7 protein-coding genes are annotated in these 13,458 nt (G+C 66.9%); 5 read left to right on the plus strand and 2 right to left on the minus strand.

The genetic code is table 11. The features are described from left to right. Positions 1 to 72: 72 nt before the first annotated feature. The 3 genes from VMV82_00950 to VMV82_00960 all read left to right on the plus strand — a co-directional run bounded on the left by VMV82_00950 (position 73) and on the right by VMV82_00960 (position 3,694). Positions 73 to 1,641: a hypothetical protein gene (locus VMV82_00950; protein HUY40124.1), complete on the plus strand. Its 1,569-nt coding sequence runs from the start codon at positions 73 to 75 to the stop codon at positions 1,639 to 1,641. Positions 1,642 to 1,747: 106 nt separating this feature from the next. Beyond that, the gene (locus VMV82_00955) at positions 1,748 to 2,704 is read left to right on the plus strand and encodes a glutathione S-transferase family protein (protein ID HUY40125.1); all 957 of its coding nucleotides are present in this window, start codon (positions 1,748 to 1,750) and stop codon (positions 2,702 to 2,704) included. 12 nt (positions 2,705 to 2,716) lie between these two features. Then, the gene (locus VMV82_00960; protein ID HUY40126.1) at positions 2,717 to 3,694 is read left to right on the plus strand and encodes an isoaspartyl peptidase/L-asparaginase; all 978 of its coding nucleotides are present in this window, start codon (positions 2,717 to 2,719) and stop codon (positions 3,692 to 3,694) included. An 80-nt stretch (positions 3,695 to 3,774) separates the two neighbouring features. Here VMV82_00960 and VMV82_00965 read toward each other — a convergent pair whose 3' ends face one another. Then, the gene (locus VMV82_00965; protein HUY40127.1) at positions 3,775 to 4,701 is read right to left on the minus strand and encodes a hypothetical protein; all 927 of its coding nucleotides are present in this window, start codon (positions 4,699 to 4,701) and stop codon (positions 3,775 to 3,777) included. Positions 4,702 to 4,914: 213 nt separating this feature from the next. Between VMV82_00965 and VMV82_00970 the strand changes: the two genes are divergently transcribed. Then, positions 4,915 to 5,241: a zinc-ribbon domain containing protein gene (locus tag VMV82_00970; GenBank protein HUY40128.1), complete on the plus strand. Its 327-nt coding sequence runs from the start codon at positions 4,915 to 4,917 to the stop codon at positions 5,239 to 5,241. A 184-nt stretch (positions 5,242 to 5,425) separates the two neighbouring features. Here the strand turns inward: VMV82_00970 and VMV82_00975 are convergent, their stop codons facing one another. Continuing rightward, on the minus strand, positions 5,426 to 11,032 hold the full coding sequence (locus VMV82_00975; GenBank protein ID HUY40129.1) for an Ig-like domain-containing protein: 5,607 nt from the start codon (positions 11,030 to 11,032) through the stop codon (positions 5,426 to 5,428). A gap of 83 nt (positions 11,033 to 11,115) precedes the next feature. Here VMV82_00975 and pbpC point away from each other — a divergent pair, with 83 nt between their 5' ends. Continuing rightward, positions 11,116 to 13,368, plus strand: coding sequence for a penicillin-binding protein 1C (gene pbpC / locus VMV82_00980; GenBank protein HUY40130.1), 2,253 nt, complete (start codon positions 11,116 to 11,118; stop codon positions 13,366 to 13,368). Positions 13,369 to 13,458: the final 90 nt, after the last annotated feature.

The following is a 13,458-nucleotide window of genomic DNA, read 5'->3' on the forward strand; positions in this document are numbered from 1 at the left end:
GATCGGGGAGAGTACTTCATCGGGACGTGCGTTGACAAGGGGCGTCGCCGCGCGCAGAGAAGGCGCGGCCCGATGAAGGTTCGCTTATCGCTCTTTGCAGTGACGCTGCTGGCAGCGTGCGCCCGTCCGGCGGTCGCGCCGCCGCCGCTCGCGCATCAAACGCCCGGCCCGGCGCAAGGGAGCGCGGGAACGCCGGTGTACGCCGGCGAGCCTGCAGCGTCGGTGCGCATCGAGACGCGGATACTCGGCGTGAGCCCCGACGGCTACGCGCGCTGGCTCGCGGTCGCGCGATTCTTCGACGTGCACGGCAAACCAACGCGCATCCTCGCGAATAGTAATCTCGATTGGATACCGTCCATCGGCGTCGCACAGTGGCAGAATCGCATGCGCTACGGGCAGCCGTCGGCGATCGTCTCGACCGATCGCGACGGCCCTCTCTCGCTCACCGTCCGCGCGACGCTGCCGAAGCTGCCCAGCGTAATGGTGCGTATCGACACGACAGCCTGGCGCGGCGCGCGCGTCGTCGCCGGCGCGATCGGACCGCATCTCGTGCAGGTAGGATGGTTTCCGTATTCCGCGCGGCCCGTCACCGTCGCGCGCGTCGGTACGCACGGCGCGCGCACGGTCTTGGCGCGGCTACCCGGCGGATCCACGTACTACGACGCGAGCGCCGTACCGGGCACCGTCTATCGCTATGCCGTCACGCGCGGCAGCCGAACCCTGCTGACGAACGTCGTGCACGTGCCGCCGCGTTTGCCGCGCACGCCGATCGCAAATGCGTCGGGAAGCGCGATGTGGCTCTACTTCACCCTCGATCCGCTCGACGATCTCTATTACGCCAAGCTCGATCCGGCCGCGATCGTGCGGCAAGCCGTTGCGGCGCACCTGCACTACGTCGAGCTGCGCGCGGCGTACGGCGCGTACTTCGAGATCACGCCGCAAGCCAAACCGGTCGTCGACGCGATCATCGACGGATTGGAGTCGCACGGCATCGGCGTCGTCGGTTGGAGCGTGCCGCGCGAGGTGCGGTACGACGACCTGCGAGCGACGCTCGATGTCGCACGCTACCGTACGGCGAGCGGACGACGGTTCACCGGTCTCGCCGTCGATCTGGAGCGTGGGAGCGAGTTCATGGGAGACGGCCCTGCTGCGCGACGAGCATTAGGTGAGTATCTTACGCTCGTACGCGAAGCTGCCGGTCCGCGGTACCTGATCGTCGCAACGGTGGAGGATCCGTACTTCGAGCATTTGGACGCGGCGCAGTACCCTTATCGCGCGATCGCCCGCGCGGCGAGCGTATTGCAGCCGATGGCGTACTGGCGCATGATGCGCAAGACCGCGCCCACTACCCCGGCGAAGGTCGCCGCGCAGATGCGCGCGTCGTACGCGACGCTCTTGCGCATGGCGGGGCGCCGCATGCCGGTCTCGATGGGAGGCCAGACGAGCGCGCTTACGGCGACCGGCTACCCGCCGGCGGGCGAGATCACGGCCAGCCTCGACGCCAGCAAGCACGCCGGAGCGATCGGGGAGGCGTTCTTCGCGTGGAACGACACGCTGGCGCAACAATGGGAGGCCATCGGGCGGTTCAATTGGCGTGCGGCCGTCGTTCTTCGGCGATCTCGAGCGCCGGCTCGTCGATGACGAGAGCGGCCGCATTACCTAGTACTAGCCTGACCGCGCACTATCGCGCAACCGAGGCGATGCGCGCGGCATCGTCTTTTCGCGTCCGCCCCAAAGGAGTTCGATCGTGAGCGCAGCAGCACAGTTTCCGGCAGAACAGTCACGCGACGGGCACTTCGTGCGGCAGGACGACGCGTTTCGCGGCTGGGTACGCGCCGACGGAAGCGGCGCGTACCCAGCGGAAGCGGGCCGCTACCATCTCTACGTCTCGCTCGCGTGTCCGTGGGCCCACCGCACGATCGTCGCGCGCAGACTCAAAGGTCTCGAATCGGCGATCGGCATGACGGTCGTCGATCCGATTCGCGACGACGAGCACGGCTGGGCCTTTCGCGACGTTCGGGGTGCCTCGCACGATCCGGTCAACGGATTTTCGTATCTGAGCGAAGCGTACCGCGCGACCGATCCCGGATATCGCGGGCGCGTCACGGTTCCGGTGTTGTGGGATACGCGCACGCACCGGATCGTGAGCAACTCCGACGACGACATCATGCGCATGTTCGAAACGGAGCTGGACGCGCACGCGGAGCATCCTGGACTCGATCTCTACCCGATGGCGCTGCGTCCCGAGATCGACGCGCTTAACGAACGGATCTACGAGACTCTGAACAACGGCGTCTACCGTGCCGGCTTCGCCACGCGGCAAGAGGCGTACGAGCGGGCAGCACGCGAGGTCTTCGCGATGCTCGACGAGCTCGATGCGAGGCTGTCGAACCAACGGTATCTCTTCGGCGACGCTCCGGTCGAGACGGATTGGCGGCTGTTCGTGACGCTCGTGCGCTTCGACGCTGTCTACTACGGGCATTTCAAGTGCAACCTTCACCGGATCGCCGACTACGAGAACCTCTTCGGCTACCTGCGGGACCTGTATCAGATCGACGGCGTCGCGCAGACGGTCGATTTCGATCACATCAAGCGCCATTACTACATGACGCACGAGCAGATCAACCCTACGCGCATCGTTCCGATCGGCCCGGCGCAGGATCTCTCGGCGCTGCACGGCAGGGAGAGGCTCGTTCGGCGGTAAGGAGTGCTTCCTATGGAACCGATCGATCGCCGAACCTTTCTCGCAGCGACCGCTGGAGCTGCTACCCTGAGCGCAAGCGCGCGGGAGAGCGTCGCGGCCGCGGCTCCGCAGCGCGACGTCGTCTTTCTGTCGACGTGGCAATGGGGCGTCGAGGCGAACAAACGCGCTGCCGAGATTTTCGGCGGCGGCGGGTCGCTGGTGGAAGCGATCGAGAAAGGCATCAACGTCGTCGAGGACGACCCCAACGTCATGACCGTCGGATACGGCGGGCTGCCGAACGCCGACGGTGAGGTGGAGCTCGATGCCGGCATTATGGATGGTACGACCCACCGTGCCGGCGCGGTCTTCAACCTGCACGAGATCAAGAACCCGATCTCCGTCGCGCGCCTCGTGATGGAGAAGACGCGCCACACGCAGCTCGCGGGCGAAGGGGCGCTGCGCTTTGCGGTTGCCATGGGCTTCGCGCCGATGCAGCTGCTCACGCCGAAAGCGCTCGAAGCGTGGCTGAAATGGAAGAACACGCCCAACCACGAGACGTTCTGGATCGACGGCGAGCACCACGATACCATCGGCATGCTCGCTGCGAGCGGCGGGCGCGTTGCGGCGGGCTGTTCGACGAGCGGCCTCGCATGGAAGATTCCCGGGCGCGTCGCGGACTCGCCGCTCGTGGGCTGCGGCTACTACGCAGACGACGCCGCGGGCGCAGCCTCAGCGACCGGCGACGGCGACGTGATGACGAACTATTGCACCTCGAAACACATCGTGCAGAAGATGGCGGAGGGCATGCACCCGCAGGAAGCCTGCCACGACCTCATGCGGTACATGGCGACCAGCGCCGGCCAGCTGCACACCGACATGTACTGCGTCATCGCGATCGACCCGCACGGCGAGATCGGCGCGCTTTCGATGAACGCGAAGCAGCCACTGCACTATGCGCTGTGGCGCAACGGTACGGCGACCTTCCACACGGCCCCGCACTACCTCGCGTAAGCGTCAGGACTCAGCTCCACCGACTTTGCGAGCAGCCGCGCAGAGCTGTGCACGTGGAGTTCCTGACCCGCGGCGATTCGCTACGTTGGCGCGTCTTGGATGTGCGCGGCGTAGTCGCGCGGGTCGAAGTACCAACCGGGTAACGAACGCGGGAACGCGATGTTCTCGAACGAGTACTCCACGACTCTGTCATCGCTGTTGTAGCCGCCTTCGACGACGCCGTGAATGTGGGTGACGACGGGCATCCCGTCGAGTCTTCCGAGCGTTATCGTGAAGAGCGTCGGATAGGTCTCGCAGCGGTGGCCGACGCAGTACTCGAAGCGATCGGTGGCGAGAACTTTTTCGAGCTCGAACGTTCTGGGATCGACCCACAGCTCGCGCAGCCGGTTACGCTCCGGATCGCGGCGCGGCGTCAACACGACGTGAAGCAAACCTTGATCTGCGTTGACGGCGACGACGTAGTAGTCGGCGTTGACGCTGACGTTGACGCGGCCGATCACCGGCGGCATCGTTCCGGTCGGCTCGGGCGTGGGAACCCACGAGATCGGATGCGGGTGTGCGGGCGCGGGCTCGAAGAGGTCCGCGGTCGGCGGCCCGGGGTCTGCAAGCTCCGGATGATCCTCAGGAGCGTCGACCGAGTTGAACTGCGGGCGCATGAACTCCATCTGCCCGATCGCCCCGAGCCGCGAGAACTCCCGTCCGAGGGCAGCTTTGTCCGACGTGCGCATCCAGATGTGGAAGGTGTAGCTATCCGCGTAATCCGGGTAGCCTTCAGCGTCGTCGTTCTGCCGCACGAGCGTGTACGTTTCGTAGGGCGGCGGAGGACGATGCGAGCGAAAGACCTCGCGGATTTTGTAGAAGACGTCGTCAGGTGACATGCTCGGCAAGGGAACCGCCGCGGCGTAGGAGGCGCCCGATGCTCGCGCGGGCGTGCTCGCGACGCCCGGCGCCGCCACGAGCACCGCGGCCGCTCCCATGAGGAGCAACGCGCACAAGCGATGATGCATGGGGCTGCGACTTCCCGTGCCCGCCGGACGCAACCTTCGGTACGGACGCACGGTTGTTTAGGGGGTGGCCCCGGTCAGCTTGCACCGGAAGGTCTACCATGCTAGAATGGCCCGGCCAAGGTATCGAGTCTCGGTCCTATACTCTCGAGTGCTGAACGAGTCGATTCCGAGCAAAAAAGTCAATACACAGTCAATAGGAGTCCCTCGTTCATAATGTATCAAGATGAGTACCTTCGCTGCGTGGATTGCGGACGCGATTTCGCGTTCACGTCCGGCGAGCAAGAGTTTTTCGCATCCAAAGGCTTTCAAAACAAGCCCAACCGTTGCCCCGACTGCCGCGCGGCGCGTAAAGCGTCGGGTGGTGGCCGCAGCGGCGGCGGCGGCGGCGGTGGCGGCGGCGGTGGACGCGCACCACGTGAGATGTTCACGGCGACGTGCAGCCAATGCGGCGGCGTCGCGCAGGTCCCGTTCCAGCCGCGCAGCGACAAACCAGTCTACTGCCGCGACTGCTTCGCGACCCGCTCTTCCTCGTATAGGTAGAGCTTCTAGGAGCCTGTCGGGTTACGGCACATTTCCGTCTTCCAGCCGTCTTTCTTCCAGCCGTCTTTTGCCCGAATACTTCGTTGCTCTTCGGTCACGAAGCTACGGCTTCGATCCCTCATCGCGCCTCGTCTTCGAACAAAATTCGGCTGAAATCCGAAAACGGCCATAGCCCGACAGGCTCCTAGCGAACGTTCACGATAGCGAATGCGCTACGCCCGAACTCTTCGGGCTGATCGCGTAAGAACGCACGAGCGCCCGGCCAGCGATAGCTGCCGGGCGTTACTGCACGTGCGAGGTAGTGCATTTCGTAGATGCCCGGCTCGAGATGTTCGGCATACGCCGTTATGCGGTCGGCGTAGATTTGTTGGTTCTCGAGCTGCCAGCTGTCGGGCGCCGCTGTCGTAAACGTGCTCGACGTCTGCACCGAGGCGTCGATAGCTTCGAACCCCGCGGGTAGCGGGTCATCGATCAGGAGCCTGTCGACCGGGTGATCGACGATGACGCGAACGCCGACGTCGACGACCGTCCCCGCCTCGAACGACTCCGGTGCCGAAATCGGTGCCAGATCCATCGACGCGAGCAGATCGCCGCCTCCGATCGGCCGCACCTCGCGGATGACGCGTATGCCGGCGAGTACGCCCGGCGCGTCGTCACGGACCGGATAGGTATAGAGAAGCGCGTAGTGCAGCGTTCCTCCGCTCGACGAAAACGCGAGAGCGCCCGCGCGCACGGACGAGGCGGGAACGCGTACCGTTTGCACTCCGGCCGTCGATCCGAATCGTGCCTGCGCGAGCGTCTTTCCATCGGCGGTGACGGTTGCGGTGAACGGGACGAGGCGCTCGTGGGTGGCGTAGTCGGCGAGCGCTTCGACGGCCGATGCCGTCCCGACGAGGCTGCCCCATCCGCAACGGCACTGCTGCGAGACGAGCGCAGTGAGCGCACCGTCGATCTCATCGGCGGTTGCAGCGCGAGCAACGAGCAGTTGCAGCATCGCCGCCTGTCCCTCCACCTGCGTGCCGAGCCACCCCCAGGCATCGTGCGTCGAGAGCGTTGCGGTCCGTCCCGTGCGGTAGACGCTCTGCTCGAGCGTGCCGGCGAGGGCGAGCCCCGTCGCGCGATATCCCGGGACCGAAAGCAGGTAGCGCGCGAGGCGGGCTTGCGTCGCAGCGTCGAAGTTCGCGTTCTGTGCGAGGATGTCGGAGAGAAAATCGTTTCGCCGGTCGCCGAGCGCGTTCAGCGCGAGCAGCACCGCTAAGCGCATCCGCGCGCGGCATTGCGCGTCGCGGCACCAGGCGTAGCGAGACGGATTCGCCAGGGCTCGCGCGAGATAGGCTTTGGCGTTCTCCAAAGCGTGCGGATCGACCGCGACGCCCCGGTCGGAGGCAAACGCGAGTGCTTCGACGGCGTACGCTGACTCGAACGGATCGCTCGCCGTCCCTTTGAATGGCGCGAATCCACCGTCGCTCTGCTGCAGCGAGAGAATCGCGCTTCGCGCGTCGCGCTCCGCAGCGATCGGATCGAATGCGGGGTGCAGGTGATACCGCGCTTCGAGCGCGTGCGTCGCTGCCGCGATCGCGAGGCGGCTCGCCGCGTCGTCGAGGAACGGCTGCGGATCGGCCGCCATCGCGGCGGACGCCGGTAGGGCGAACTGCGGTACGACGGAGTTGGCGAGCGCGATCGCGAGCGTACCGCCGCTCGAGAGATCGACGGGGACCGAGACGCGTGACGTCGTCGCCCCCGCGTCGACCACCGACTCGGTTACGGCGCGATCGCGAACGGTGAAGGGGACGCGAAACGCGTCCGTCGCCGAGCCGAGCCTCGAGGAGAAGAGCATCGTCGTCGGCTCCGGCGCGCCGACGAGCATGGGAAAGCGTATCGCCTGAATCCCCGCGCCGAGAGTCGTCGTCTCATCAAGGCTGCGCGGCGAACCGCTCGTGAAGGTGAGGGCGCCGGTGACCGTGCCGTGGAGATGGAGCGTTCCGCCGCCGGCGACGTCGAGCGCCGAAAGGCCGGCGTCGATCGTGTCACCCGGCCGCGCGAACTGCGGCAGGAGCGGATCGGTCAGCAGCGTCTTCGTCGCGACGAAGGTTGCGTCCGCATTGCCGAAATGGCGATCGTCATTTGCAATTGCGACGGCCATCGTGCGCCACGTCGTCAACTCGTCGGGCAGCGTGAAGCTGATCGTCGCGTTCCCGTTGCGATCGATGGGCACGATCGCGTAGTACGCGAGCGGATTGAAGTATTCGCGCACCCGCGTCGATCCGGCGCCGGCGAGAAAGCCGCCACCGTATCCCCAGCCCTTCTCGACCGTGGGGCGCAGTGGTTGGAGCTGCACGTTCTGACGGTTGTCGGCGTAACGCGTCGCGATCGGCTGATCGGCGAAGATCGTTTGCACGAGGTCCGGCGGGCGATAGCCCGTGAGCTGCAAGATCGCTTCGTCGACGACCATGACGATGGCCTCGCCGGCCGCCGGTCGCCCCGCGGCGTCGCGAACGTGCAACGCGATGCGTTGGCGGCCGCCGGGTTCGACGCGCGCCTGTTGCGGCGAGACGGCAATCTTGAGATAGCGATCGGCGAGGTCGACGTGCAGCGCGGCGAAGCCGACGCGCGCGAGACTGTCGAGCGTTCCCGCACGCACGCTTCGAATCGAAGCGCCGCGTCGCACGACGATCGCCTCGACGGCTGCGTTCGGCAGCATCGCCGGCGTGACGCGGAACGAGATGGTCGGGCCGTTGCCCGTGACGTGGACGAGCCGGCTGAAGAGCACGTCTTGACGCACGACGGCAAAGTAGACGTCGCTCTGCGCGAACGGTGATGCGACGAGCGCGGTCGCGACGTCGCCGATCCGATAGATCTTCTTGTCGAGTTTGACGTCGGCGACCGACGTGTCTTGGCCTCCCCAGTCGACGCTCCCGGCGCCGGCCACGAAGGCTTGGAGGTCGGTCTCGCTTCCCGCAGCGCCGCCGGTAAAGTTGGCGAGGATGCGATAGGGTCCGGGATCGCGCGGGTGGAGTTGCACGGAGACCGGCGCGCTGCCGGAGGTCGCGTCGGCCGAGTCCACGGTCGCGTACTCCACGCCGTTTTGCGCGGTCTCACCGCCGGCTACCAGTTGCGTTGCCGACGTATAGCTCATCGACTGCAGCTCGACGTGCACGCTTCGGCCCGCAATCGGCGCTCCGGCGAGGTTCGTGACGACGAGCTGCACGCGTAGCGGCGATCCCGCCCTGCCCACGAGATCGGTCTTGAGGCCGATGGTGCCGTCGCTCGCCAAGGCGGTGAATGTTTGCGTCGTGTCGACGGAGAGGTTCGACACGTCCGTGGCCTGGACGTCGACGCTGTACGTCATCGGAAGCGGCAGGTCGTTCGCGACGGGAACGCTTGCCGAGAGGCTGCCGTTGCGATCGAACGTGCCCGTCGTTTGCAGAACGTCCGTATCGAACTCGGGCTCCTGATCAGGCCAGAACCATTGGCGGCCGAAGGAGAAGTCGTCCCATCCCGGAGGAGCGAGCGCCGCTGCATCGCGCGTGACGTCGATCTTCGCCGCCGCATTCGCGAGCGGAGCGCCGAAGAGGTAGCTTCCCCGAGCCGTTACGGCGACGTGCGAGCCCGCGAGCGCGGTCGGATGGTCGACGGTGACGTCGAGCGAGAAGTTCGGTGGCTTGAACTCCGCGACGCGCAGCCCACCATCGAGCTCGTTTCCATCCGGTCCCTTGGCGACGATGCCGTAATATCCGAGCGGTTGATTCGCTTCGAAGTGCAGCGGCAGCGAAAAGACGCCGAAGGCATCCGTGTGCACCGTTCCGAGCGAGCGCGCGTTGCCGCTCGGGTCGCTCAGGGTCACGACGTAGGCGGTATTCCGGTCGGCGTCGAGCGAACCGTTGCGCACTGCGTACGCGACGCCGGTGATGCGCGCGCTCTCGCCGGGTTGGTACATTTGCCGATCCGTGAAGAGAACTCCGCGCGAGAGCGGCGCGCCGCTCGTCCACGTCGTGTCCCCCGGCATGTTCTGCGTTCCGCTCCAAGCGTTGATCCGCGCGTACGCCCAATCGCCGCCGAGGCTCGCGACCGCCATGATCGGCGGCGCCTCGTCCGCGTACTCCTGGCCTCCGGCGTAACACGCTTGGAGCGGGTCGCCGCTCAGGTCGAACGTGCCGTCGGCGCCCGTTGCCCCGCGCGCGCACGGCGTCGTGGACGCGCTTCGCCCCGTGCGGTAGATAGCGATCTGCGCACCGCCGACGGGCGAGCCGTCCGAGAGCCGCTGCACGCGCACGATCGCGCGCGACGGAAAGGTCTGCGCGAAGACGCCGAGATTGGTGAGCGAGACCAGGCCCGTCTGCGTCGGCGTGAATCCGCGGGCGAGCGTGGCGCTCACGCCGTAGGCGAGGACGCCGCTATCGCGCCCGAGCGCGGCGCGTAAGGGAATCCGCACGACGCTCTGCACGTTGGGCCTGGCGCCGGGGATCGCGTGCTCTCCCCAATGCGACGCGTCGGGAAGGAGCGAGGATGGGTCGTCGCCGTTGACGAGCATCGCTGGGGAGATGCGCAGCATCGCTTCGCGATACGCGTTGCCTGGAAGGTTCGTCGCAAAGACGGTGAGCGCAAGATCGTCGACGCTCGGGAAGACGCTCGTGCCGCTCGGCGCCCAAATGCCCGGCGTGAAGTCACCCGTATGGATCGTGACGCTCTGCGGCGCGCCGAGCCGTTGACCGAAGACGTCCGCGAGCCCGGCTCCGACCGTGATCGTATACGTGGTGCGCGGCGCGAGCAGATAAGGATCGATGGAGATGACGTTCGGCGTGTCGCTGCTAATCGACGCGGGACTCTGCGCCGGTTGCGGCGCCGGAGAGATGGTGACGTTGCCTGCGAGGCTCTTGGGATCGAGCGGATTGTCGAACGCGATCTGCGGATCGCCGCCGGAGAATCGCTGGCCGAAGGTTCCCGGCTGCGGCGACGGCGTGGCGACGACGCCGAGCGCGGAGTACGTGCGGATCGCGCCGGCGTACGCCTTTGCGGTCGGCACATTGCCGTACGTCGGCGTTACGCCCGCGGCGATCGTGAGCCGATACGTCGTACCCTCGCGCAGCGTGCCGCGCGGTACCAAATCGTAGGTCCAGACGTCGAGCGCCGGATCGAAGGCTTCTTGCGCGCCGGTTCCGGGCAGCGGCGTCGGCTGCACTTCGAGCGTCGCGTCGAGCCCGACGGTTTGACCGCCGCCGACGAGCGTCGCGCGCGCGGAGAGCGAGACGGCGTCGACGCGCGCGTTCGCGGTGACGCGCAGCGTCGGGTGAAGGCTCGAAGGCGGCGGCGTCGCCCCGTCCACGTCGGCGGCGAGCGACGGGAGATCGCGTACGCGCAGCGGCGCGGTTTCGAACGTCCAGGCGAGGTCGTTCCGCAGTATGTCGCCGCTCAGATCACGCAGCCCGGCAACGAGCGTGACGCGCACGCGCGTGCCGACGGGCAGCGCCTGCTCTGGGACGAAACCGATCATGCGCGGGGTCAAAACGACGAAGCTTCCGCGTAACGCGGGCGCGACGCGCAGGTGCGAGAGCACGTCGGCGGGGCCGCTTCCCTCGAGAGCGCCCACGGTCGTGACCGGGCGCGCGAAGATCACGCGAATCTGTGAAAGCGTCGTGGCGCGGCTCGTCGGAGATATCGAGGCGATCCACGCGGGAAGCGACGGAACGGGCACGGCCTGGACCGGAGCGAGCGCGGCGCTGTTTCCCCCGCCCTGGCATGCGACGGCGGAGACGAGAACGAGCATCCCCGCACAGCCCAAGAGACGTCGCACGAAGATCTCCTTTCCGCGAGGCAGCGCCCAACAAGAAAGCGCTCCCTTCTGCGTGAATACGCCTGGAGATGGGCCGTCCCTCCGTGGCTCTCGTGTCGCTGGCAGCTTTCTCGCTGCTGTGGTTTCTCGCTCGAGCCGGATTGGGATTCGACGTCCGCGCGCTCCCTCACGGGCGCGGTACGGTCCACTTTACGGATCGTACGGGATTGCCGCTCGGATCGATTGCGGCATCGGATGCGCGCAACAGCGCGTGGGTAGCGCTCGATCGCGTCTCGCCGCTCTTTCTGCGCGCCATCCTCGCCGCAGAAGACGCGCGCTTCTACTACCACGGCGCGGTCGATGCGGGAGCGCTGCTGCGCGCAACCTACGAGTACGCGATCGACGGCGAGGCGCGCAGCGGGGGATCGACCATCGCGATGCAGCTCGCACGTTCGATCTGGCACGTTCCCGGCGGCGTGCGCGGAAAGATCGTGCAGATCGCGGACGCGGAACGCATCGTGCTGCGCTCGCCGCCGAACGCGATCTTAGAAGCCTACGTCAATCGCGTACCGATGGGAGGCGACGTGTACGGCGTCGAGGCGGCCTCGCGTTCGTATTTCGGCATCTCGGCGGGGGACCTCGACCTCGCGCAAGCTGCGCTCCTCGCGGCGATCCCCAACGATCCGTCGCGGCTTTCGCCGTACGCAAACTGGCGCGGATTGCGGGCCCGTCAGCGATACGTACTCGACCGCATGGAGGAAGACGGCACGATATCGCGCGCACAAGCGGCTGCGGCTGCGGGCGAACGCCTCGAGATCTTGCCGCCGGCGGGCGGTCCGCGCGCGGCGCAGCATTTTCTTTTTGCGCTGTATCCGCACGTGCCCCCGCAGAAGACGCTCGTGCGCACGACGCTGGACGCTTCGCTTCAGCGATACGTGCAAGCGCAGGTCCTCGCCGTCACCGCGTCGCTCGGTAGCCGGCACGTGACCGACGCCGCGGCGCTCGTCGTCGACAACGCAACGGGCGACGTTCTCGCCTACGTCGGCTCCCCCGACTATTTCTCCGACGCGCTGCTCGGGCGCAACGACGGCGTCACAGCGCTGCGACAACCCGGCTCGTCGCTCAAGCCGTTCACGTACGAGCTGGCACTCGAGCGCGGCGCGATCGCCTCGACGACGATTCTACAGGATGCCCCGGCGACGTACGCGATACCGGGGGGCGAGCTCTATCAGCCGGCCGATTATTCTACGCGCTTTGCCGGCCCAGTGCGCGTCAGATACGCGCTCGCGAACTCGCTGAACGTTCCCGCGGTGCGCGTGCTCTCGCGCGTCGGCGTCGGAGCGCTGCTCGAGCGCTTGCATCGGCTCGGCTTCTCGCACTTGGAGAAGCCGGCATCGTACTACGGGCTCGGGCTGACGCTCGGGTCTGGCGAGGTGACGCTCGAGGAGCTCGTTCGCGCGTACGCGACGATGGCGCGCGGCGGTGCGGCGATTCCTTTGCGCACGACGCTCGACGCACCGGTGCCCCGGCCCGTGCAGATCGGCGACGCAGCGACGTGGGCACTCGTTACGCGCATGCTCGCGGATGCGCACGCGCGAGCGCTCTCCTTCGGCGTGGACTCGATTCTGCGGCTGCCGTTTCCGGCTGCGGTGAAGACGGGCACGTCGTCGGATTATCGCGATACGTGGACGGTCGGGTTCACGCGGGACTACACGGTCGGCGTCTGGGCGGGTAACTTCGACGGGTCGGCGATGCAAGGCGTCTCCGGCGTGACGGGGGCGGCGCCGCTGTGGAACCATATCATGCTGCATCTCTACGAGCGCCGCAACGAACCGCCGGCTTTTGCGGCGCCTGCGGGATTCGTGCGCGTTCCGATCTGCGCGACGACGGGGAGGCGCCCGACCGCGGCCTGCGCCGCCGTCGTCACGGAGTGGATCCGCCCCGCCCAGGCTGCGGCGTGGCGCCGCCCGGCGGCGCGCTACGACGGCGTGCGGATCGTCTTTCCGGCCGACGACGACGTCTTTGCGCTGAACCGCCCTGCCGATTCCCGTAGCCGCTCGATGCAGCGATTGGAACTCCAGGCTGCCGGAAGCACGACGGTGCGGTGGAGCGTTTCGGGAAGCGCGCTTGGCGTCGACGCACAGGGGCACGCGTTCTGGCCGCTGCGCCTTGGACGTTGGACTATCGAAGCCAGGTCGGGACGCGAGCTCGATAGCGTCACCGTTCGCGTCGTGCCGGCGCCGGTCACGCGGCGCGCGGGCTTTACGGCCATCCAACAGGCACTCCCCCAGCGGCGGCGAAGCCAAATGCTGCTACCGCCTCGGCACAGTAAGGGCTCAGGCTTTAGCCCGCACTAAATCGGAATGCTAACGATGCGCCCGTTCGTATCGTTGGTGATTCTAGGTACCGCATACTTGCCTCATATCGGAAAAAAGAAAGGACCCGGA

Source organism: Candidatus Dormiibacterota bacterium (assembly GCA_035532035.1).
Taxonomy (GTDB): Bacteria; Vulcanimicrobiota; Vulcanimicrobiia; order Vulcanimicrobiales; family Vulcanimicrobiaceae; genus Tyrphobacter.